18 protein-coding genes and 2 pseudogenes are annotated in these 22,320 nt (G+C 51.9%); 13 read left to right on the top strand and 7 right to left on the bottom strand.

The genetic code is table 11. The features are described from left to right. The first annotated feature begins 154 nt into the window (after positions 1 to 154). Positions 155 to 775, top strand: coding sequence for an enterobactin synthase subunit EntD (entD, locus tag RGV86_RS18965; RefSeq protein ID WP_085460758.1), 621 nt, complete (start codon positions 155 to 157; stop codon positions 773 to 775). A 121-nt stretch (positions 776 to 896) separates the two neighbouring features. Here the strand turns inward: entD and hokE (RGV86_RS18960) are convergent, their stop codons facing one another. Beyond that, positions 897 to 1,049 carry a type I toxin-antitoxin system toxin HokE gene (hokE, locus tag RGV86_RS18960; RefSeq protein ID WP_000956465.1) on the bottom strand — a complete coding sequence of 51 codons (153 nt, stop codon included), beginning with the start codon at positions 1,047 to 1,049 and terminating at the stop codon, positions 897 to 899. Between hokE (RGV86_RS18960) and RGV86_RS18955 the strand changes: the two are divergent. Next, positions 1,018 to 1,279, top strand: a pseudogene (locus RGV86_RS18955) (hypothetical protein); the annotation flags it as partial. The gene hokE (RGV86_RS18960) and the pseudogene RGV86_RS18955 overlap by 32 nt on opposite strands. 118 nt (positions 1,280 to 1,397) lie before the next feature. On the opposite strand, the gene hokE (RGV86_RS18950) reads toward RGV86_RS18955, so the two are convergent. Beyond that, the gene (hokE, locus tag RGV86_RS18950; RefSeq protein ID WP_180514785.1) at positions 1,398 to 1,550 is read right to left on the bottom strand and encodes a type I toxin-antitoxin system toxin HokE; all 153 of its coding nucleotides are present in this window, start codon (positions 1,548 to 1,550) and stop codon (positions 1,398 to 1,400) included. Here hokE (RGV86_RS18950) and RGV86_RS18945 point away from each other — a divergent pair. The 6 genes and pseudogenes from RGV86_RS18945 to ybdG all read left to right on the top strand — a co-directional run bounded on the left by RGV86_RS18945 (position 1,519) and on the right by ybdG (position 5,973). After that, positions 1,519 to 1,794 (top strand): annotated as a pseudogene (locus tag RGV86_RS18945) (hypothetical protein). The gene hokE (RGV86_RS18950) and the pseudogene RGV86_RS18945 sit on opposite strands and share 32 nt — an antisense overlap. Positions 1,795 to 2,002: 208 nt before the next feature. Further along, positions 2,003 to 3,121: a YbdK family carboxylate-amine ligase gene (locus RGV86_RS18940; protein ID WP_085460496.1), complete on the top strand. Its 1,119-nt coding sequence runs from the start codon at positions 2,003 to 2,005 to the stop codon at positions 3,119 to 3,121. Between the two features lie 65 nt (positions 3,122 to 3,186). Continuing rightward, positions 3,187 to 3,435, top strand: coding sequence for a DUF1158 domain-containing protein (locus RGV86_RS18935; RefSeq protein WP_000682507.1), 249 nt, complete (start codon positions 3,187 to 3,189; stop codon positions 3,433 to 3,435). A 64-nt stretch (positions 3,436 to 3,499) separates the two neighbouring features. After that, positions 3,500 to 3,868, top strand: coding sequence for an MmcQ/YjbR family DNA-binding protein (locus RGV86_RS18930; RefSeq protein WP_000360945.1), 369 nt, complete (start codon positions 3,500 to 3,502; stop codon positions 3,866 to 3,868). Positions 3,869 to 3,960: 92 nt separating this feature from the next. Continuing rightward, complete coding sequence (nfsB, locus tag RGV86_RS18925) at positions 3,961 to 4,614, top strand: oxygen-insensitive NAD(P)H nitroreductase (RefSeq protein ID WP_000351445.1); 654 nt, start codon at positions 3,961 to 3,963, stop codon at positions 4,612 to 4,614. A 111-nt stretch (positions 4,615 to 4,725) separates the two neighbouring features. Beyond that, positions 4,726 to 5,973, top strand: a complete 1,248-nt coding sequence (gene ybdG, locus RGV86_RS18920) for a mechanosensitive ion channel YbdG (RefSeq protein WP_001153137.1) — start codon at positions 4,726 to 4,728, stop codon at positions 5,971 to 5,973. Positions 5,974 to 6,040: 67 nt separating this feature from the next. On the opposite strand, the gene pheP is transcribed toward ybdG, so the two are convergent. The 5 genes from pheP to cusC all read right to left on the bottom strand — a co-directional run bounded on the left by pheP (position 6,041) and on the right by cusC (position 13,787). Continuing rightward, a complete protein-coding gene (gene pheP, locus RGV86_RS18915; protein ID WP_085460495.1) occupies positions 6,041 to 7,417 on the bottom strand; it encodes a phenylalanine transporter in 1,377 nt (458 codons plus the stop codon). 243 nt (positions 7,418 to 7,660) lie between these two features. After that, the gene (gene cusA, locus RGV86_RS18910; RefSeq protein ID WP_309508456.1) at positions 7,661 to 10,798 is read right to left on the bottom strand and encodes a Cu(+)/Ag(+) efflux RND transporter permease subunit CusA; all 3,138 of its coding nucleotides are present in this window, start codon (positions 10,796 to 10,798) and stop codon (positions 7,661 to 7,663) included. Between the two features lie 11 nt (positions 10,799 to 10,809). Then, positions 10,810 to 12,033: a Cu(+)/Ag(+) efflux RND transporter periplasmic adaptor subunit CusB gene (gene cusB, locus RGV86_RS18905; RefSeq protein ID WP_085460493.1), complete on the bottom strand. Its 1,224-nt coding sequence runs from the start codon at positions 12,031 to 12,033 to the stop codon at positions 10,810 to 10,812. Between the two features lie 15 nt (positions 12,034 to 12,048). After that, a complete protein-coding gene (gene cusF, locus RGV86_RS18900) occupies positions 12,049 to 12,381 on the bottom strand; it encodes a Cu(+)/Ag(+) efflux RND transporter periplasmic metallochaperone CusF (protein WP_000709873.1) in 333 nt (110 codons plus the stop codon). Positions 12,382 to 12,410: 29 nt separating this feature from the next. Next, entirely contained in the window at positions 12,411 to 13,787 is a 1,377-nt protein-coding gene (gene cusC / locus RGV86_RS18895) for a Cu(+)/Ag(+) efflux RND transporter outer membrane channel CusC (protein WP_085460492.1), read from the bottom strand. Between the two features lie 156 nt (positions 13,788 to 13,943). On the opposite strand from cusC, the gene cusR reads away from it, so the two are divergent. The 5 genes from cusR to RGV86_RS18870 all read left to right on the top strand — a co-directional run bounded on the left by cusR (position 13,944) and on the right by RGV86_RS18870 (position 22,296). After that, positions 13,944 to 14,627 (top strand): copper response regulator transcription factor CusR, encoded by a 684-nt coding sequence (gene cusR / locus RGV86_RS18890; protein WP_000770938.1) that lies wholly within the window; start codon positions 13,944 to 13,946, stop codon positions 14,625 to 14,627. Then, the gene (cusS, locus tag RGV86_RS18885; protein WP_309508457.1) at positions 14,617 to 16,059 is read left to right on the top strand and encodes a Cu(+)/Ag(+) sensor histidine kinase CusS; all 1,443 of its coding nucleotides are present in this window, start codon (positions 14,617 to 14,619) and stop codon (positions 16,057 to 16,059) included. Before cusR ends, cusS begins: the two co-directional genes overlap by 11 nt. 149 nt (positions 16,060 to 16,208) lie before the next feature. Next, a complete protein-coding gene (gene nfrB / locus RGV86_RS18880; protein ID WP_000383955.1) occupies positions 16,209 to 18,446 on the top strand; it encodes a cyclic di-3',5'-guanylate-activated glycosyltransferase NfrB in 2,238 nt (745 codons plus the stop codon). Further along, positions 18,433 to 21,405: a bacteriophage adsorption protein NfrA gene (gene nfrA, locus RGV86_RS18875; RefSeq protein WP_085460490.1), complete on the top strand. Its 2,973-nt coding sequence runs from the start codon at positions 18,433 to 18,435 to the stop codon at positions 21,403 to 21,405. Before nfrB ends, nfrA begins: the two co-directional genes overlap by 14 nt. After that, complete coding sequence (locus RGV86_RS18870) at positions 21,406 to 22,296, top strand: DUF4434 family protein (protein WP_001228559.1); 891 nt, start codon at positions 21,406 to 21,408, stop codon at positions 22,294 to 22,296. Positions 22,297 to 22,320: the final 24 nt, after the last annotated feature.

Here is a 22,320-nt window from a genome sequence, read left to right as displayed (position 1 = left end):
ACAAAGTGCGCGTCGTTCATGCCGGATGCGGCGTGAACGCCTTATCCGGCCTACAAAATCTTGCCAATTCAATATATTGCAGGATCACGTAGGCCTGATAAGCGCAGCGCAACAGGCAGTTTTGCGTTTGTCATCAGTCTCTAATATGGTCGACATGAAAACTACGCATACCTCCCTCCCCTTTGCCGGACATACGCTGCATTTTGTTGAGTTCGATCCGGTGAGTTTTCGCGAGCAGGATTTACTCTGGCTGCCACACTACGCACAACTGCAACACGCTGGACGTAAACGTAAAACAGAGCATTTAGCCGGACGGATCGCTGCTGTTTATGCCTTGCGGGAATATGGCTATAAATGTGTGCCCGCAATCGGCGAGCTACGCCAACCGGTGTGGCCTGCGGAGGTATACGGCAGTATTAGCCACTGCGGGACTACGGCATTAACCGTGGTTTCCCGTCAACCGATTGGCGTTGATATCGAAGAAATTTTTTCTGCGCAAACAGCGACCGAATTGACAGACAACATTATTACACCAGCAGAACACGAGCGACTCGCAGACTGCGGTTTAGCCTTTTCTCTGGCGCTGACACTGGCATTTTCCGCCAAAGAGAGCGCATTTAAGGCAAGTGAGATCCAAACTGATGCAGGTTTTCTGGACTATCAGATAATTAGCTGGAATAAACAGCAGGTCATCATTCATCGTGAGAATGAGATGTTTGCTGTGCACTGGCAGATAAAAGAAAAAATAGTCATAACTCTGTGCCAACACGATTAATTGACAACATCTGGTACGATTCGCCCGCAGCCATCACTGACTGCGGGCGAAAGTGTAAAGCAGGTGCCTTACCACTCTGACCTGACAACCGGATATGCGGGGATTGCTCCCCGCACAACGGCTACTTCTTCGGTTCGTAAGCGAGAACAGCCTTAAACTCAATATTACGTTCCTTTACGGTGAACTCACACAGCGAGTCTCCGACCAGAAGCGTAAATCCCAGCACTGTTAAACACAGTACTATGACCGCCACAAGGGCATATTTCGTCAGCATGTTTATATTGCCTCCATGCGAAGAAGGGACTACCATCCAAATTGTCTGGTTTGGAGTGGCAGCCCCAGGGTTGATAGAAATATCTCCTGGGGCTTCATCTTTCCAGACCTCAGAGTAAACCTGAAACCGGAAAGCTTCAGGCACCCGCTGTTATCTTACCCTTCCTTAGCAAAATATCTGTTTATTTATACAGCAAATCCTGTTCCGGACTTCTGCTAATACAACTCATCATGGCCTTAAAACGAGATCGCCCGCAGCCATCACTGACTGCGGGCGAAAGTGTAAAGCAGGTGCCTTACCACTCTGACCTGACAACCGGATATGCGGGGATTGCTCCCCGCACAACGGCTACTTCTTCGGTTCGTAAGCGAGAACAGCCTTAAACTCAATATTACGTTCCTTTACGGTGAACTCACACAGCGAGTCTCCGACCAGAAGCGTAAATCCCAGCACTGTTAAACACAGCACCATGACCGCCACAAGGGCATATTTCGTCAGCATGTTTATATTGCCTCCATGCGAAGAAGGGACTACCATCCAAATTGTTGGGTTTGGAGTGGCAGCCCCAGGGTTGATAGAAATATCTCCTGGGGCTTCATCTTTCCAGACCTCAGAGTAAACCTGAAACCGGAAAGCTTCAGGCACCCGCTGTTATCTTACCCTTCCTTAGCAAAATACCTGTTTATTTATACAGTAAATCCTGTTCCGGACTTCTCACACTACTCATTTGATCAACCGAAGCTGAGCCAGTTTTTTTCTGCACGCCCCAATCGTCAAAATTCTTCGCCGCCAGCCAGCTCTGCCGCTACTTGTCACATTGCAAAAGTAGCCAAATTGCTTCAGTAGCAATCAGTTCACCATCACCAAAAAAAGAAACATTCCAGAACTTCCGCATCTCGCCCTGCCGCTGACACTTCTATACTGGAATGAAAACGCCAACATAAGAGAAACCTATGCCATTACCCGATTTTCATGTCTCTGAACCTTTTACCCTCGGTATTGAACTGGAAATGCAGGTGGTTAATCCTCCGGGATATGACCTTAGCCAGGACTCTTCAACGCTGATTGACGCGGTAAAAAGCAAGATCACTGCCGGGGAGGTGAAGCACGATATCACCGAAAGTATGCTGGAACTGGCGACGGATGTTTGCCGTGATATCAACCAGGCTGCCGGGCAATTTTCAGCGATGCAGAAAGTCGTATTGCAGGCAGCCGCAGACCATCATCTGGAAATTTGCGGCGGTGGTACGCACCCGTTTCAGAAATGGCAGCGTCAGGAGGTGTGCGATAACGAACGTTATCAACGGACGCTGGAAAACTTCGGCTATCTCATTCAACAAGCGACTGTTTTTGGTCAGCATGTTCACGTTGGCTGCGCCAGTGGTGATGACGCTATTTATTTGCTGCACGGCTTATCACGCTTTGTACCGCACTTTATCGCCCTTTCTGCCGCATCGCCGTATATGCAAGGAACGGATACACGTTTTGCCTCCTCACGACCGAATATTTTTTCTGCCTTTCCCGATAATGGTCCAATGCCGTGGGTCAGTAACTGGCAACAATTTGAAGCCCTGTTTCGCTGCCTGAGTTACACCACGATGATCGACAGCATTAAAGATCTGCACTGGGATATTCGCCCTAGCCCTCATTTTGGCACGGTGGAGGTTCGGGTGATGGATACCCCGTTAACCCTTAGCCATGCGGTAAATATGGCGGGATTGATTCAGGCCACCGCCCACTGGTTGCTGACGGAACGCCCGTTCAAACATCAGGAGAAAGATTATCTGCTGTATAAATTCAACCGTTTCCAGGCCTGCCGTTATGGTCTGGAAGGCGTCGTTACCGATCCGCACACCGGCGATCGTCGTCCACTGACAGAAGACACCTTGCGATTGTTGGAAAAAATCGCTCCTTCTGCACATAAAATTGGTGCATCCAGTGCAATTGAAGCACTGCACCGCCAGGTCGTCAGCGGTCTGAATGAAGCGCAGCTGATGCGAGATTTTGTCGCCGATGGCGGCTCGCTGATTGGGCTGGTGAAAAAGCATTGTGAGATTTGGGCTGGAGACTAAGCGGAGAATTGCGTTACGCAGAAATATCCCCGACAATGGTGTTTTAACTTACATTTAACAATGTTATGAAACACCCCTTAGAAACCTTGACCGCAGCAGCAGGCATTTTGCTGATGGCTTTTCTCTCTTGCCTGCTGCTGCCCGCCCCTGCGCTGGGGCTGACGCTGGCACAGAAACTGATGGCCACGTTCCATCTGATGGATCTGAGTCAGCTTTACACGTTGTTATTTTGCCTATGGTTTTTAGTGCTGGGCGCTATTGAGTATTTTGTTCTGCGCTTTATCTGGCGACGCTGGTTCTCGCTAGCGGATTAAACGTCGATTATCGCCGAACTTCGCGGCATACTTTGCTTATTCTCCTTCGCCTAAAGGAACGTTTATGGATAAGCAATCACTGCACGAAACGGCGAAACGCCTGGCTCTTGAGTTACCCTTTGTCGAGCTTTGCTGGCCTTTTGGCCCGGAGTTCGATGTTTTTAAAATTGGCGGCAAGATTTTTATGCTGTCGTCAGAACTGCGCGGCGTCCCCTTTATCAATCTGAAGTCCGATCCACAAAAATCCCTGTTAAATCAGCAAATATACCCGAGCATTAAGCCTGGGTATCACATGAATAAAAAGCACTGGATTTCGGTGTATCCCGGCGACGAAATCTCTGAATCGTTGCTCAGCGATCTGATTAACGATTCGTGGAACTTAGTGGTTGATGGCCTGGCTAAACGCGATCAAAAAAGAGTACGTCCAGACTAAAGCGGAAATCTATAGCGCATTTTTCTCGCTTACCATTTTACTTCGATCCTTGTAATCTGCTGGCACACAAACATCTTTCACAAGGAGTCTTTATGGATATCATTTCTGTCGCCCTAAAGCGTCATTCCACTAAGGCATTTGATGCCAGCAAAAAACTTACCCCGGAACAAGCCGAGCAGATCAAAACCCTGTTGCAGTACAGCCCATCCAGCACCAACTCCCAGCCATGGCATTTTATTGTGGCCAGCACGGAAGAAGGTAAAGCGCGTGTCGCTAAATCCGCCGCCGACAATTACGTGTTCAACGAACGTAAAATACTTGATGCCTCGCACGTCGTGGTGTTCTGCGCGAAAACCGCAATGGACGATGCCTGGCTGAAGCTGGTTGTTGACCAGGAAGATGCCGATGGTCGCTTTGCCACGCCGGAAGCCAAAGCGGCGAACGATAAAGGCCGTAAGTTCTTCGCCGATATGCACCGTAAAGATCTGCATGATGATGCAGAGTGGATGGCAAAACAGGTTTATCTCAACGTCGGTAACTTCCTGCTGGGCGTTGCGGCACTGGGTCTGGACGCGGTGCCAATCGAAGGTTTTGACGCGGCGATCCTCGATGAAGAATTTGGTTTGAAAGAGAAAGGTTACACCAGTCTGGTGGTCGTACCGGTAGGCCATCACAGCGTGGAAGATTTTAACGCTACCCTGCCAAAATCTCGTCTGCCGCAAAGTATCACCTTAACTGAAGTGTAATTCTCCTTTATAGCCGGGAACTGTTCCCGGCTATTTCACATCAGATTTTCCTGATTTGCATAACCCTGTTTCAGCCGTCATCATAGTCCGCTGTTGTATACAGGAGACGTTATGCAGGATTTAATATCCCAGGTTGAAGATTTAGCGGGTATTGAGATTGATCACACCACCTCAATGGTGATGATTTTCGGTATTATTTTTCTGACCGCCGTTGTAGTACATATTATTTTGCACTGGGTGGTATTACGTACCTTCGAAAAACGCGCCATTGCCAGTTCACGGCTGTGGCTGCAAATCATTACCCAGAATAAACTATTTCACCGTTTAGCTTTTACCCTGCAGGGGATTATCGTCAATATTCAGGCGGTATTCTGGCTGCAAAAAGGCACCGAAGCGGCTGATATTCTGACCACCTGCGCACAGTTGTGGATCATGATGTATGCGCTGCTTTCAGTCTTCTCGTTGCTGGATGTTATTTTAAATCTGGCGCAGAAATTCCCGGCAGCAAAACAGTTACCGCTGAAAGGGATATTTCAGGGGATAAAGCTGATCGGCGCTATTCTGGTCGGCATTTTGATGATCTCGCTGCTGATTGGTCAGTCACCGACCATTCTGATCAGTGGTCTTGGCGCAATGGCTGCCGTGCTGATGTTGGTATTTAAAGATCCGATTCTTGGTCTGGTGGCAGGTATTCAGCTTTCCGCGAACGATATGCTGAAACTGGGCGACTGGCTGGAAATGCCGAAATACGGCGCGGATGGCGCGGTGATCGATATTGGTTTAACCACCGTCAAAGTACGTAACTGGGACAATACCATTACCACTATTCCCACCTGGTCTCTGGTTTCTGACTCCTTTAAAAACTGGAGCGGAATGTCAGCCTCTGGTGGACGACGCATTAAACGCAGTATCAGTATTGATGTCACCAGCATTCGCTTTCTTGATGAAACCGAAATGCAGCGGCTGAATAAAGCGCATCTGTTAAAGCCTTATTTAACCAGCCGCCATCAGGAAATTAATGAGTGGAACCGCCAGCAAGGGTCTACGGAGTCAGTATTAAACCTGCGCCGAATGACGAATATTGGAACATTTCGTGCCTATCTGAACGAATATCTACGTAACCATCCACGTATTCGTAAAGATATGACCTTAATGGTACGCCAGCTTGCACCGGGCGATAATGGTTTACCGCTTGAGATATATGCGTTTACCAATACCGTAGTGTGGCTGGAATATGAAAGCATTCAGGCGGATATTTTTGACCATATATTTGCCATTGTCGAAGAGTTTGGTCTGCGACTTCATCAGTCGCCAACCGGCAATGATATTCGCTCTCTGGCGGGTGCATTTAAGCAGTAATTAAAAAAACCGCTCTCATCGAATGGATGAGAGCGGACATCGTTTTGTCGGATGTAGCGTGAATGCCTTATTTCCGACGCAGCGTTTTAAACGCCACAAACAGGAACACAATCCACACCGGCAGTAGGATCGCTGACAAGCGCATATCATCTATTGTGCACATCAGCAGCAAAATCATGCCGAGAAAGGCAATGCAAAGATAGTTGCCAAACGGATACATCAGAGCTTTGAAGCGGGTTTCACGCCCCTGACGTCGCATCGCCGCACGAAAACGCAGGTGCGCCAGGCAGATCATAATCCAGTTCAACAGCAGCGTTGCTACCACCAGCGCCATCAGCAGACCAAACGCTTTTTGCGGCAGCAGATAGTTGATTAACACCACCAGCGAAGTGATCGCTCCGGAAAGCATCAGCGAGTTAATCGGAACACCGCGACGGCTTACGCGAGTCAAAAACTTCGGCGCATTCCCCTGGACGGAAAGGCCAAACAGCATCCGGCTGTTGGAGTAAACTCCGCTGTTATACACTGACAGCGACGCCACCAGAATGACGAAGTTCAGCGCAGAAGCTACCACGTTGCTGTCGAGATTATGGAAAATCATCACAAACGGGCTACTGTTGGATTTCACTTCCACCCACGGGTAGAGCGCCAGTAAAACCACCAGTGAACCGATATAAAACAGCAGGATGCGATACACGACCTGATTCACTGCTTTAGGGATGCTTTTTTCTGGATCGCGCGCTTCAGCCGCAGTAATCCCAATCAGCTCCAGACCGCCGAAGGAGAACATAATCACCGCCAGCGACAAAATCAGCCCATTCCAGCCGGTGGCAAAGAAACCGCCGTAGCGCCAGAGGTTGTCGATACTGGCTTTCTCGCCGCCGTGACCAGAGAACAGTAGCCACAGGCCAAAACCGATCATGCCGATAATCGCCAGCACTTTAATCAGCGCAAACCAGAACTCGGTTTCGCCATATAAGCGCACGTTCACCAGGTTAACGGCGTTGATGATAATAAAGAAGGCGGCAGCCCAAATCCACGTTGGAACATCCGGGAACCAGTACTGCATATAGATACCCGCAGCCGTCAGTTCAGCCATTCCTACCAGCACGAACATCACCCAGTAGTTCCAGCCGGAGAGGAAGCCCGCAAACGGTCCCCAGTATTTATAGGCAAAATGGGCAAACGAACCAGATACCGGCTCTTCGACCACCATCTCGCCGAGCTGGCGCATAATCAGGAAAGCGATGATCCCGGCAACGCCGTAGCCCAGCAATACAGCCGGCCCCGCCATCTGAATCGCCGGACCAATGCCAAGAAACAGACCAGTACCAATGGCGCCACCCAGCGCAATTAGCTGAATATGACGGTTATGTAATCCCCGATGAAGCGTCGGTTCTTGATTCGACGCAGTATCTTCCGATACGGTTGACGCGTTTTTCACGTCTTTCCCCTGTGTGTCTTTTTTATTGAGGGGCTCCTTTTAACATTTAGTGCTGGTCGTCGCAAGACACAATCCACACAGTTAAACCGGGTATCCCTTTCTTATGCAAATTGCCGACAAAAAGTACCTTGTTATTGCCAATTAGGGTGTTAACGCCTTATTTGGCCTACAGAAATGTGCAAATTCAATAAATTATAATTCACGCTGTAGGCCTGATAAGCGTAGCGCATCAGGCAATTTTGCCTAAATCCGATGCCGGTGCAGCCACATCAGCTTATACGCCGCCGGGATAATAAACAGCGACAGCAAAGGTGCAGTAATCATGCCGCCAATCATCGGCGCGGCGATGCGGCTCATCACCTCTGAGCCCGCCCCCGTTCCCCACAGAATCGGCAGCAGACCGGCGATAATCACCGCCACCGTCATCGCTTTCGGGCGCACGCGCAGTACCGCGCCGTGATACAACGCCTCATCCAGTTTCTGCTCGCTAAAGGTCTGCGGGTTATCCAGCGACGGCTCTGCCTCTATGGCGTGACGTAAATACATCAGCATCACCACGCCAAACTCGGCAGCGACTCCGGCGAGAGCGATAAAACCGGTGCCCGTCGCGACGGAAAGATGAAAGCCCATCCACCACAGGAACCAGATGCCGCCCACCAGCGCAAACGGTACGCTGCTGATAATCAGTAACGCTTCCCCCACGCGACGGAACGCCAGATATAGCAGCACGAAAATGATCATCAGCGTCATCGGCACCATGAGTTTCAGCTTATGGTTGGCGCGCTCCAGTAGCTCGAACTGACCGGAAAACGCCACACTGGTGCCCGGTTTCAACTGCACTTTTTCGGCAATCGCTTTTTGCAGATCGTGAACCACTGACACCATGTCACGATCGCGGGCGTCGATATAAATCCAGCTTGTCGGGCGCGCATTCTCGGTTTTTAGCATCGACGGTCCGGTGGAGACGTTAACGTCGGCCACGTCCGCCAGGGTGATTTGCTGCTTCATCGGCGTCAGGATCGGTAACTGTCGCAGCGCCTGCGGGCTATCGCGCCAGCTTTGCGGATAACGCAGATTAATCGGATAACGGGCAATTCCTTCCACCGTTTCGCCAACCATCGCCCCGCCCACCGCAGAGGTGACAAACAACTGCACATCCGCCACCGTCATACCGTAACGCGCGGCTTTTTCACGGTTAATCTCAACGTTAATATAGCGCCCACCTTCCAGACGCTCGGCAAGGGCCGAAACCACGCCTGGCACCGTTCGCGCCACGTCTTCAATTTGCTCTGCCATCGCGTCGATATCTGCCAGCACAGTGCCGGACACTTTAATGCCGATGGGGCTTTTAATGCCGGTTGAGAGCATGTCGATGCGGTTACGGATTGGCGGCACCCACAGATTCGCCAGCCCCGGCAGCCGCACGGTGTTATCCAGCTCTTCGATGATTTTGTCCATCGTCATGCCTGGCCGCCACTGATCCTGCGGCTTAAGCTGAATGGTCGTTTCTACCATCTCCAGCGGAGCGGAGTCGGTGGCAGTTTCCGCTTTCCCTGTTTTGCCAAACACCCGCGCCACTTCAGGTACGCTCATAATCAGCTTGTCGGTTTTTTGCAACATACTCGCTGCTTCCGACGCGGAAATCCCCGGCAGCGTCGATGGCATATATAACAAGTCGCCTTCATTGATCTGCGGTAAAAATTCCCCGCCAACTTTATTCAGCGGCCAGATAACCGTCAGCACCGAAAGCGCCGCCACCAGCAGCGTGGTTTTCGGCCAGTGCAGTACTTTCAGCAACAGCGGATGGTAAATACGAATCAAAAAACGGTTGAGCGGGTTACTGCTTTCTGGCGGAATTTTGCCACGTATCCAGTAGCCCATCAGGATCGGGATCACCACGATCGCCAGCAGCGCCGCACCCGCCATGGCATAGGTTTTGGTGAACGCCAGTGGGCCAAACAGACGCCCTTCCTGCCCTTCCAGGGTGAAGATCGGGATAAACGACAACGTGATAATCAGCAGACTGATAAACAGCGCCGGCCCCACTTCAACAGATGCATCGGTGATAATCTGCCAGCGCGTTTTATTATCCAGCGTGGCGTCAGGATGCTGGTGCTGCCACTCTTCCAGCCGTTTATGCGCATTCTCGATCATGACGATAGCGGCATCGACCATCGCCCCGACGGCAATCGCAATGCCGCCCAGCGACATAATATTGGCGTTCAGTCCCTGAAAGTGCATGACAATAAAAGCAATACACAACCCCAGCGGCAACGAAATAATCGCCACCAGCGCCGAGCGCACATGCCAGAGAAACAGCGCGCAGACTATCGCCACCACAATAAACTCTTCCAGCAACTTGCCGCTGAGGTTGTCGATGGCGCGATCAATGAGCTGGCTGCGATCGTATGTTGTAACTATCTCCACGCCTTCCGGCAGACTGCTTTTCAGCGTTTCCAGCTTGTCCTTCACGGCGGCGATCACTTCACGGGCGTTTTTGCCGGAACGCAGGATCACCACTCCGCCAGCGACTTCGCCTTCGCCGTTCAGTTCCGCAATGCCCCGGCGCATTTCCGGCCCTACCTGGACTTTCGCAACATCACGCAGATAAACAGGCACGCCATTTTCACTGGCTTTTAAAACGATGTGATTAAAGTCGTCGAGCGTTTGCAGATAGCCGCTGGCGCGCACCATATATTCCGCTTCCGCCAGTTCGATCGACGAACCGCCCGCTTCCTGGTTTGAAGCATCCAGCGCGCTTTTTACTTCGGCGAGACTGATGCCATACTGCGCCAGGCGCTGAGGATCGATGACCACCTGGTACTCTTTCACCACTCCGCCCACCGACGCTACTTCCGCAACGTCTGAGATGGTTTTTAGCTCATATTTGAGAAACCAGTCCTGCAATGAGCGTAAATCAGCCAGATCGTGCTTACCGCTGCGATCCACCAGCGCGTATTCATAGATCCAGCCAACACCCGTAGCGTCTGGCCCCAGCTCGGCGCTGACTCCTGCAGGCAGCTTACCCTGCACCTGGTTGAGATACTCCAGCACCCGCGAGCGCGCCCAGTACGGATCGGTGCCATCTTCGAAAATGACATACACATAAGAATCACCAAACTGCGAGAAACCGCGCACGGTCTTCGCGCCAGGCACCGACAACATGGTGGTGGTTAGCGGATAAGTCACCTGATTTTCAACGATTTGCGGTGCCTGACCGGGATAGCTGGTTTTAATAATCACCTGCACATCGGAAAGATCCGGCAGCGCATCCACTGGCGTGTTAATGATGGTCCAGGTGCCCCAGATACTCAGAAACAACGCGCCCATCAGTACCAGAAAACGGTTCGCCACCGAGCGACGAATAATCCATTCAATCATTAGTTATTCCCTCAATGCGCATGGGTAGCACTTTCAGAGCGCATCCGCTCCAGTGCGCCGGAAATATTGGCTTCAGAATCAATCAGGAACAGGCCGCTGGAAACCACCTTTTCACCTTCCGCCAGACCAGAACGTAACGCGGTGACGCCTTGCGAGGCCTGGAAAACGGCAACGCGTTTCGGTACAAAGCGTCCGTCGGCATCAACGGTAATCACCCGCTGTTCGCTGCCGGTATCAATCAGCGCCTGTGACGGAATGAGCAGCATCGGTTCGCTGGCGGTGTTGAGTTGCAACCAGGCGTTCATTCCCGGTTTTAGTGCCTCGTCGGCGTTATCGACTTCCAGACGCAGTTGCAAAGTGCGGGTCGCGGCATCCACGCCCGGTAGTAGCGTCCATTTGCGGATGGTGAGCGTTTTATCGGGTCGCGCCGGAACGGTGAGTGTAAACTGCGAGGCATCTTTCACCAGCCAGGCGATGGACTCCGGGATCGCAGCAGTGACCCACACCGGATCCATACCCTGAATTTTCGCTACCACGTTATCTTTGGCGATATTCATTCCCGCGCGCAGATCAAACGCGGTGATCACGCCATCAATGGGCGCTTTGAGCGTAAAGCGAGTCTGGATTTTTTGCGTGGCGATCAGGCGGCGAATATCAGCCTCCGGCATTCCCGCCAGTCTCAGCCGCTCAAGAATGCCTTCAGTCTGGGTCGCCGTACCGCCGGTTTCGCGCAGCAGTAAATACTCACTCTGCGCTTCCACCCAGTCGGGAATGGTCAGGTCGAGAAGCGGCGCGCCCTTTTGCACTTTATCGCCCACGGTAAGCGGATAAACTTTGTCGATAAACCCGGCGGCGCGAGCCTGTACAATGGCAAACTGATACTCGTTGTAACTGACATTCGCCGGGAAACTCTGGGCAAACGTCAGCGACCCGCGCGTGACGGTAGCCGTTTTCACCCCAAGGTTCTGCGTCTGAGTCGGGTCAATGCGCACACCAGACGCAGAACTCTCTTCATCGGCATATTTCGGCACCAGATCCATATCCATAAACGGCGATTTACCCGGTTTATCGAACCGCGTATTGGGATACATCGGGTCGTACCAGAATAAGATTTTACGTTCTGCGGTTGGCGTTTTTTCCACTGGCGGTTCCGCCTTTGCAAACCAGGTAAAACCTGCCGCAGAAATAATGCCGCCCGCGATCATGCTGCCGATAATAAGCGCGATTTTTTTCATTGAATTAAACCTGGGTTACTGGCTGACTTTAATATCCTGTAATAAAGAGAGATTGCCCTGCTGGACAAAATTAAACGCCACTTTGTCGCCGGTTTTAATTTCGCTCATTTTCGTCTGCGGGGTGATGGTAAAACGCATGGTCATCTCCGGCCAGTTGACTGCGGCAATCGGATCGTGATGGATGGTGATTTTTTTGCTTTCCAGATCAACGCCTTTTACCACACCGGTGGCGCTAATGACCTGTGGCTGTGCTTCGCTCATGGTTTCATGATGATGTTCGTTAGCCTGGGCATTAAAGCCAATAACGGTAAACAGACTGAACATTGCGACTTGCAGTGCTTTTTTCATTTATTATCTCCTGGAGTTAAAAATTACTGCTACCAACCGCCACCAAGTGCGGTATATAAAGAAACTTCGTTAGCCTGACGGGCATAATTCAGGTCGAGTAAAGTTTGTCGGGTTGCAAATAAAGAACGTTCGGCATCCAGCACTTCCAGATAACTAACCGCGCCGTGCTGATATAATGCCCGCGCCCGTTGCAGGGTAATTTGTAGCGACGCCAGATAACGCTGCTGGGCGCTAATTTGATCATTCAGGCTTTGACGTAATGCCAGCGCATCAGCCACTTCTTTAAAGGCGTTCTGGATTTTCTGTTCATAATTCACTACCGACTGCTGCTGGCGAATTTCGGCGATATCCAGATTGGCCTGGTTGCGCCCGGCATTAAAAATGGGGATCTCAATTTTGGGAATAAAATTCCACATCCCGCTGCTGGCGTTAAATAATGACGACAGTTCGCTACTAGCGGTCGATATTCCGCTGGTCAGGCTTATAGACGGGAAAAATGCCGCGCGTGCGGCGCCAATATTGGCATTAGCCGCCATTAACGCGTGTTCAGCTTCCATAATATCCGGGCGCTGCAACAAGATTTGTGACGACAAGTCCGCCGGTAATTTAACACTTTGCAGGCTGTCGCTATCCGCTGTCTGCGCTTGCGGCAGCTTGCCGTAGCTTCCCAGTAACAGTTGCAATGCATTATTCGCCTGCGCCAGTTCCCCCTGACGTTTAGCGATATCGCTGCGGGTACTTTCAATCACCCCGCGAGCCTGTTCCAGCGCCAGAACATTGCTGCTACCTGTCAACAGTTGTTTTTCGACAAACGCATATGACTGCTGATAATTACGCAGCGTTTCTTCGGCTATTTGCAATTGCGCATAAGCCAGCTGCTGATTGAAATAGCTTTGCGCGACATTAGAAACCAGCAGAATATGCACCGCGCGCTGAGCTTCCTCAGTGGCTAAATAATTTTGTCGCTCGGCTTCGCTCATGTTCTTTAAGCGACCGAAAAAATCGAGATCAAAGCTGGCGTTAAGGCCAGTCGAGAACTCCCGTGTCGTAGCCGAATCGCCCTGAAGATTGCCGCTCCAGCTACCGCTGCCCTCGCCATTGAGCTGTGGGTAGCGATCGGCATCGGTCAGACGATATTGCGCACGCGCTTCCTGCACTTTCAGCGTCGCCATGCGCAAATCCCGGTTATTCACCAGCGCCTCGCTAATCAGCGTCTTCACCTGATTATCAACAAAAAAGGTGCGCCAGCCCGCGTTCTGATAGTTATCTGCTGCGTTAACCAGCCCGTTCTGGCTGAGTGAGAACTGCTGCGGCACGGGCATTGCCGGACGCTGATAATCCGGTGCCAGCGAACAACCGGTTAGCACAAGACCCACACAAAATGTCAGAAGTTTACAAGGAGACATAGGCACATAATTTTTAGTGATTTTATGCCGCCAACTTTACCCTCCAGGCTCTGATTTTCCGGTGACAGGAAAATGACAAAATTGTCATTTTGCCAATAAGCGATTGCCATCTGATCCCGCTACTCTAGAATTGCCCGGGCAACATGCGGAGGAAATATGAAACTGTTGATTGTCGAAGATGAAAAGAAAACTGGCGAATACCTAACCAAAGGGTTAACTGAAGCCGGTTTTGTGGTCGATTTAGCCGACAACGGGCTGAATGGCTACCATCTGGCGATGACCGGTGATTATGACCTGATAATCCTCGATATTATGCTGCCGGACGTGAACGGCTGGGATATCGTGCGCATGTTGCGTTCTGCCAATAAAGGGATGCCGATTCTGTTGCTCAGCGCGCTGGGTACGATTGAACATCGCGTCAAGGGACTGGAGCTGGGAGCGGATGACTACCTGGTGAAGCCGTTCGCTTTTGCTGAACTGCTGGCGCGGGTGCGCACTCTACTGCGGCGCGGGGCGGCGGTGATTATCGAAAGTCAGTTTCAGGTTGCCGATTTGATGGTCGATCTCGTCAGCCGCAAAGTCACCCGCAGCGGCACGCGCATCACTTTGACCAGTAAAGAATTTACTCTGCTGGAGTTTTTCCTCCGCCATCAGGGCGAAGTGCTGCCCCGCTCGCTTATCGCCTCGCAGGTATGGGACATGAATTTTGACAGCGATACCAACGCCATTGATGTGGCGGTGAAGCGGCTGCGCGGCAAAATCGACAACGACTTTGAACCAAAGCTGATTCAGACCGTGCGCGGCGTGGGTTACATGCTCGAGGTGCCGGATGGCCAGTAAGCCGTTTCAGCGCCCGTTTTCACTGGCAACCCGCCTGACCTTTTTTATCAGCCTGGCCACCATCGCGGCATTTTTCGCCTTTGCATGGATCATGATCCACTCGGTAAAGGTGCATTTTGCCGAGCAGGATATTAATGATTTAAAAGAGATTAGCACCACGCTCAAGCGCGTTCTTAATCATCCCGAAGAGACACAAGCCCGACGCTTAATGACGCTGGAAGACATTGTCAGTGGTTATTCCAACGTGTTGATTTCCCTGGAAGATAGCCACGGAAAAACGGTGTATCACTCCCCCGACGCGCCCGATATCCGCGAGTTTGCGCGCGACGCCATACCCGATAAAGACGCACGGGGCGGCGAGGTATATCTCCTTTCTGGCCCGACGATGATGATGCCGGGCCACGGTCATGGGCATATGGAACACAGCAACTGGCGGATGATTAGCTTGCCGGTTGGCCCGCTGGTGGACGGCAAACCTGCTTATACGCTCTATATCGCGCTATCGATCGATTTTCATCTTCATTACATAAATGATTTGATGAATAAACTTATTATGACCGCATCGATCATCAGCATCCTGATCGTCTTTATCGTGCTGTTGGCGGTACATAAAGGCCATTCGCCAATTCGCAGCGTCAGTCGTCAGATCCAGAACATTACTTCAAAAGATCTCGATGTTCGCCTTGACCCGCAGACCGTGCCGATTGAGCTGGAACAGTTGGTACTGTCGTTCAACCATATGATCGAGCGTATTGAGGATGTCTTTACCCGCCAGTCCAATTTCTCAGCGGATATCGCCCACGAAATTCGCACGCCGATTACTAATCTCATTACGCAAACGGAAATCGCCCTCAGCCAGTCGCGCAGCCAGAAGGAACTGGAAGATGTGCTCTACTCTAATCTCGAAGAGCTGACGCGAATGGCGAAAATGGTCAGCGATATGCTGTTTCTCGCCCAGGCCGATAACAACCAGTTAATCCCCGAAAAGAAAATGCTCAACCTGGCAGATGAAGTCGGCAAAGTGTTCGATTTTTTCGAGGCGTTAGCGGAAGATCGCGGCGTGGAGTTGCGGTTTGTTGGCGACGAATGTCAGGTTGCGGGCGATCCGCTGATGCTGCGTCGGGCGTTAAGCAACCTGCTTTCTAATGCCCTGCGTTATACGCCACCCGGAGAGGCAATTGTAGTGCGCTGCCAGACGGTCGATCACCAGGTGCAAGTTACCGTCGAAAACCCCGGTACGCCCATTGCGCCCGAGCACTTACCGCGATTGTTTGACCGTTTCTATCGCGTTGACCCCTCCCGTCAGCGAAAAGGCGAAGGTAGCGGCATTGGTCTGGCGATAGTGAAATCGATAGTTGTCGCGCATAAAGGCACGGTTGCAGTAACGTCAGATGCGCGGGGGACAAGGTTTATTATCACATTACTCGCTTAATTATTCAGCAAACGGCAACTTTTATAACCAGTGTAAAAATAACGTGCCGCAATAGTCATACCTATTAATGGTAAAAAGCTGTCACAATTCATAAAAAACCTTAATATACGCCACCCTAAACATAACCAGCGTTAATGTAAGGTTTTTGTGTGGACTGGCTTCTTGATGTTTTTGCTACCTGGCTCTACGGCTTAAAAGTAATCGCGATAACGTTAGCGGTCATCATGTTCATCAGCGGGCTGGACGATTTTTTTATTGATGTCGTCTACTGGGTACGCCGCATTAAACGCAAGTTGAGTGTTTATCGCCGCTACCCGCGAATGAGTTACCGCGAACTGTATAAACCAGATGAAAAACCGTTAGCGATTATGGTTCCGGCGTGGAATGAAACGGGCGTCATCGGCAATATGGCCGAGCTGGCGGCGACCACGCTCGATTACGAAAACTATCATATCTTTGTTGGCACCTACCCCAACGACCCCGATACTCAGCGTGATGTTGACGAAGTGTGCGCTCGCTTTCCGAATGTACACAAGGTGGTCTGCGCGCGTCCTGGCCCCACCAGTAAAGCCGACTGCCTGAACAACGTGCTGGACGCCATCACCCAGTTTGAACGTAGCGCCAATTTCGCCTTTGCTGGTTTTATTTTGCATGATGCTGAAGACGTGATTTCGCCAATGGAATTGCGTCTGTTCAACTATCTGGTTGAGCGTAAAGATCTGATTCAGATCCCGGTGTATCCGTTTGAACGCGAGTGGACACACTTCACCAGCATGACCTATATCGATGAATTTTCAGAACTGCATGGCAAAGATGTTCCGGTGCGTGAAGCTCTCGCCGGACAGGTGCCTAGCGCAGGCGTCGGCACCTGCTTCAGCCGCCGCGCCGTGACCGCGCTGTTAGCCGACGGTGACGGTATCGCTTTCGACGTGCAGAGTCTTACCGAAGATTACGATATTGGTTTCCGCCTGAAAGAAAAAGGTATGACGGAAATTTTTGTCCGTTTTCCGGTGGTGGACGAAGCCAAAGAACGCGAGCAGCGTAAATTTTTACAGCACGCGCGGACGTCAAACATGATCTGCGTGCGCGAATATTTCCCCGACACCTTTTCGACTGCGGTTCGACAAAAATCTCGCTGGATCATCGGCATTGTTTTCCAGGGCTTTAAAACCCACAAATGGACCTCCAGCCTGACGCTGAACTACTTTCTCTGGCGCGACCGCAAAGGGGCAATCAGTAACTTTGTCAGCTTCCTCGCGATGCTGGTGATGCTCCAGCTTTTGCTGTTGATGGCGTATGAAAGTTTGTGCTCCGATGCCTGGCATTTTCTTTCTATTTTCAGCGGCAGCGCATGGTTAATGACCCTGCTGTGGCTAAACTTTGGCTTGATGATCAACCGCATTGTGCAACGGGTGATTTTTGTCACTGGCTACTACGGCCTGACGCAAGGTTTACTCTCCGTCCTGCGGCTATTCTGGGGCAACCTGATTAACTTTATGGCCAACTGGCGCGCGTTGAAACAGGTTCTTCAGCACGGCGACCCGCGTCGCGTGGCATGGGATAAAACGACGCATGATTTCCCCAGCGTGACTGGCGATACCCGTTCGTTGCGCCCGTTAGGTCAAATCCTGCTGGAAAATCAGGTCATCACTGAAGAGCAACTCGATACAGCACTGCGTAATCGTGTTGAAGGTCTACGCCTCGGCGGTTCGATGCTGATGCAGGGATTGATTAGCGCCGAGCAACTGGCGCAGGCACTGGCGGAGCAAAACGGCGTGGCGTGGGAATCGATCGATGCCTGGCAGATCCCTTCCTCGCTGATTGCCGAAATGCCTGCGTCCGTGGCGCTACATTATGCGGTACTGCCGCTGCGTCTGGAAAACGATGAGTTAATTGTCGGCAGCGAAGATGGTATCGATCCGGTTTCACTGGCGGCTCTGACACGTAAGGTCGGACGCAAGGTGCGTTACGTCATTGTTCTGCGCGGGCAAATCGTCACCGGTTTACGTCACTGGTATGCGCGTCGTCGCGGTTATGACCCACGAGCAATGTTGCACAATGCGGTTCAGCAGCAATGGCTCACTGAACAGCAGGCCAGCGACATCTGGCAGCAATATGTACCGCATCAGTTCCTGTTCGCCGAAATACTGACCACGCTCGGCCATATTAATCGTTCTGCAATTAACGTGTTGTTATTGCGCCATGAACGCAGCTCACTGCCGCTCGGTAAATTTTTGGTCACCGAAGGCGTTATCAGCCAGGAAACGTTGGATCGCGTCCTGACAATTCAACGCGAATTACAAGTTTCGATGCAATCACTATTACTCAAAGCAGGTTTAAACACAGAACAGGTTGCGCAACTGGAGTCCGAAAATGAAGGAGAATAACCTTAATCGCGTCATCGGATGGTCTGGTTTACTGCTGACGTCTTTATTGAGTACCAGCGCACTCGCAGACACTATCGGCACCAGCGCAGAAGAGCTGGGGCTTAGCGACTATCGCCATTTTGTTATTTATCCCCGTCTCGATAAGGCGCTAAAGGCACAGAAAAATAACGACGAAGCAACCGCCATCCGCGAATTTGAATATATTCATCAGCAGGTGCCGGATAATATTCCGTTGACGTTATATCTGGCGGAAGCCTATCGCCATTTTGGTCATGATGATCGCGCGCGGCTGTTGCTTGAAGATCAACTGAAACGTCATCCTGGTGATGCCCGCCTTGAACGCAATCTTGCGGCTATTCCAGTAGAAGTCAAAACCGTTAATACCGTTGAAGAACTGCTGGCTCAGCAAAAAGCGTGCGATGCTGCGCCGACCCTGCGTTGCCGCAGTGAAGTCGGGCAGAATGCCCTGCGACTGGCACAGTTGCCTGTCGCCAGAGCGCAACTGAACGATGCAACGTTTGCCGCATCGCCGGAAGGAAAAACGTTGCGTACCGATCTGCTGCAACGCGCAATCTACCTCAAGCAGTGGCCGCTGGCAGAAGCGTTATTCAGTGAATCACGGCAACAAAATACATTAAACGCAGCTGAGCGCCGTCAGTGGTTTGATGTTCTGCTTGCCGGGCAGCTGGACGATCGGATACTGGCGCTGCAATCACAGGGGATCTTCACCGATCCACAGTCATATATTACTTACGCGACCGCGCTGGCTTATCGTGGCGAGAAAGCACGCCTCCAGCATTATCTCATTGAAAATAAGCCGCTGTTTACCACGGACGCACAAGAGAAAAGTTGGCTCTATCTGTTATCTAAATACAGCGCCAACCCCGTTCAGGCGTTGGCGAATTATACGGTGCAGTTTGCCGATAACCGCCAGTATGTTGTTGGCGCAACGCTACCGGTGCTTTTAAAAGAAGGTCAGTACGACGCAGCGCAAAAACTGCTCGCCACCCTCCCCGCCAATGAAATGCTTGAGGAGCGTTATGCCGTTAGCGTAGCGACCCGTAACAAGGCTGAAGCTCTGCGTCTGGCACGATTGCTGTATCAGCAAGAACCGGCAAATCTTACCCGTCTGGATCAACTGACCTGGCAACTGATGCAGAACGAGCAGTCACGCGAAGCTGCCGATTTATTGCTGCACCGCTATCCTTTCCAGGGCGATGCGCGTGTCAGCCAGACTCTAATGGCGCGACTGGCGTCTCTGCTGGAAAGTCATCCTTACCTGGCGACGCCTGCGAAAGTGGCGATTTTATCGAAACCCTTGCCGCTGGCGGAGCAACGTCAGTGGCAAAGTCAGTTGCCGGGTATTGCAGATAATTGCCCGGCGATAGTCCGCCTGCTGGGCGATATGTCGCCTTCCTACGATGCTGCGGCCTGGAACCGTCTGGCGAAGTGTTATCGGGACACGCTACCCGGTGTGGCGTTGTATGCATGGCTTCAGGCCGAACAACGACAACCGAACGCGTGGCAACATCGCGCGGTGGCTTATCAGGCATATCAGGTTGAGGACTACGCCACCGCACTGGCGGCCTGGCAGAAAATCAGCCTTCACGACATGAGCAATGAAGATCTACTTGCTGCCGCCAATACCGCTCAGGCAGCAGGAAATGGCGCGGCTCGCGATCGCTGGCTTCAGCAGGCAGAACAACGCGGGCTGGGAAACAATGCTCTGTACTGGTGGCTACATGCACAACGTTATATTCCTGGTCAGCCGGAACTCGCACTGAACGATCTCACGCACTCAATTAACATTGCACCTTCTGCTAACGCTTACGTTGCGCGGGCGACGATTTATCGCCAACGTCATGATGTCTCTGCGGCGGTGAGCGATTTGCGCGCCGCTCTGGAACTGGAACCCAATAACAGCAATACCCAGGCGGCGCTCGGTTACGCCTTGTGGGATAGCGGTGATATCGCGCAATCGCGGGAAATGCTGGAACAGGCACATAAAGGATTGCCGGACGATCCGGCACTGATCCGACAACTGGCCTACGTGAACCAGCGTCTGGATGATATGCCTGCAACACAACAGTACGCCCGACTGGTGATTGATGATATTGATAACCAGGCGCTGATAACCCCACTTACGCCAGAGCAAAATCAGCAACGCTTCAATTTCCGCCGTCTGCATGAAGATGTCGGTCGCCGCTGGACGTTCAGTTTCGATTCTTCCATCGGCTTGCGTTCCGGGGCGATGAGTACCGCTAACAACAATGTTGGCGGCGCTGCGCCAGGGAAAAGCTATCGTAGCTACGCGCAACTGGAAGCCGAGTACCGCATCGGGCGCAATATGCTGCTGGAAGGCGACCTGCTTTCGGTTTACAGCCGCGTCTTTGCCGATACCGGAGAAAACGGTGTAGCAATGCCGGTGAAAAATCCGATGTCCGGCACCGGCCTGCGCTGGAAGCCCCTGCGCGACCAAATCTTTTTCCTCGCCGTTGAACAGCAGTTGCCGCTGAACGGACAAAATGGCGCCTCCGATACCATGCTGCGCGCCAGTGCCTCGTTCTTTAACGGCGGCAAATACAGCGACGAGTGGCACCCGAACGGTTCAGGCTGGTTTGCCCAAAACCTGTATCTCGATGCGGCGCAATATGTCCGCCAGGATATTCAGGCGTGGACGGCAGATTATCGCGTGAGCTGGCATCAGAAGGTGGCGAACGGACAAACCATTGAGCCTTACGCTCACGTTCAGGACAACGGCTATCGTGATAAAGGCACTCAGGGCGCGCAGCTTGGCGGTGTTGGCGTGCGCTGGAATATCTGGACCGGCGAGACGCACTATGATGCCTGGCCGCACAAAGTCAGTCTCGGCGTCGAATATCAGCATACCTTTAAGGCGATTAATCAACGTAGCGGGGAGCGCAACAACGCGTTTCTCACCATTGGAGTGCACTGGTAAATGCGTAAGTTAATTTTCGTAATGCTGACACTGCTGCTGGTCAGCCCTTTTTCCTTTGCGATGAAAGGTATCATCTGGCAACCGCAAAATCGTGACAGTCAGGTCACCGACGCCCAGTGGCAGGGACTGATGAGTCAGTTGCATTTGCAAGGATTCGACACCCTGATTCTGCAATGGACCCGTTACGGCGATGCGTTCACCCAGCCAGAACAGCGTGCATTATTGTTCAGACGAGCAGCGGCAGCGCAGCACGCTGGCCTGAAGCTGATTGTTGGCCTGAATGCCGATCCGGAATTTTTTATGCATCAGAAGCAGTCATCTGCGGCGCTGGAGAGCTATCTTAATCGCCTGCTGGCGGCCGATCTCCAGCAAGCCAGATTATGGAGCGCCGCACCGGGCGTAACGCCGGATGGCTGGTACATCAGTGCGGAAATTGACGATCTGAACTGGCGCAGCGAAGCCGCCCGTCAGCCATTGCTGAAATGGTTAAACAATGCTCAGCGACTGCTTAGTGATGTTTCGGCAAAACCGGTTTATATCAGTAGTTTCTTCGCCGGAAATATGTCGCCCGATGGCTATCGGCAACTGCTGGAACAAGTTAAAGCAACCGGCGTTAATGTCTGGGTACAGGATGGCAGCGGCGTGGATAAACTCACCGCCGGGCAGCGCGAACGTTATCTGCAAGCCAGTGCAGATTGCCAGGCTTCCTCACCCGCCAGCGGCATTGTTTATGAACTGTTTGTCGCGGGCAAAGGTAAAACGTTTGAAGCTAAACCAAAACCGGATGCGGAGATCGCCTCGCTATTAGCAAAACGTTCCGCCTGCGGCAAAGACGCGCTCTATTTCTCCCTGCGCTATTTGCCCGTCGCGCGTGGCATCCTCGAATATTAATTGTTTAAGGGAGCAACTTTGCTT

It is taken from the genome of Escherichia ruysiae, assembly GCF_031323975.1.
GTDB classification, from domain to species: domain Bacteria; phylum Pseudomonadota; class Gammaproteobacteria; order Enterobacterales; family Enterobacteriaceae; genus Escherichia; species Escherichia ruysiae.
Note: the sequence above shows the minus strand (reverse complement) of the source record. Positions and strands in the feature narration are given on the sequence as shown.

Coding starts and splice junctions, on each gene's coding strand:
- cusF (WP_000709873.1), bottom strand. CDS start 12,381: ATGAAAAAAGCACTGCAAGTCGCAATGTTCAGTCTGTTTACCGTTATT.
- ybdG (WP_001153137.1), top strand. CDS start 4,726: ATGCAGGATTTAATATCCCAGGTTGAAGATTTAGCGGGTATTGAGATT.
- RGV86_RS18930 (WP_000360945.1), top strand. CDS start 3,500: ATGGATAAGCAATCACTGCACGAAACGGCGAAACGCCTGGCTCTTGAG.
- cusA (WP_309508456.1), bottom strand. CDS start 10,798: ATGATTGAATGGATTATTCGTCGCTCGGTGGCGAACCGTTTTCTGGTA.
- RGV86_RS18935 (WP_000682507.1), top strand. CDS start 3,187: ATGAAACACCCCTTAGAAACCTTGACCGCAGCAGCAGGCATTTTGCTG.
- cusC (WP_085460492.1), bottom strand. CDS start 13,787: ATGTCTCCTTGTAAACTTCTGACATTTTGTGTGGGTCTTGTGCTAACC.
- cusB (WP_085460493.1), bottom strand. CDS start 12,033: ATGAAAAAAATCGCGCTTATTATCGGCAGCATGATCGCGGGCGGCATT.
- cusS (WP_309508457.1), top strand. CDS start 14,617: ATGGCCAGTAAGCCGTTTCAGCGCCCGTTTTCACTGGCAACCCGCCTG.
- RGV86_RS18870 (WP_001228559.1), top strand. CDS start 21,406: ATGCGTAAGTTAATTTTCGTAATGCTGACACTGCTGCTGGTCAGCCCT.
- nfrA (WP_085460490.1), top strand. CDS start 18,433: ATGAAGGAGAATAACCTTAATCGCGTCATCGGATGGTCTGGTTTACTG.
- nfsB (WP_000351445.1), top strand. CDS start 3,961: ATGGATATCATTTCTGTCGCCCTAAAGCGTCATTCCACTAAGGCATTT.
- hokE (WP_180514785.1), bottom strand. CDS start 1,550: ATGCTGACGAAATATGCCCTTGTGGCGGTCATGGTGCTGTGTTTAACA.
- entD (WP_085460758.1), top strand. CDS start 155: ATGAAAACTACGCATACCTCCCTCCCCTTTGCCGGACATACGCTGCAT.
- cusR (WP_000770938.1), top strand. CDS start 13,944: ATGAAACTGTTGATTGTCGAAGATGAAAAGAAAACTGGCGAATACCTA.
- RGV86_RS18940 (WP_085460496.1), top strand. CDS start 2,003: ATGCCATTACCCGATTTTCATGTCTCTGAACCTTTTACCCTCGGTATT.
- hokE (WP_000956465.1), bottom strand. CDS start 1,049: ATGCTGACGAAATATGCCCTTGTGGCGGTCATAGTACTGTGTTTAACA.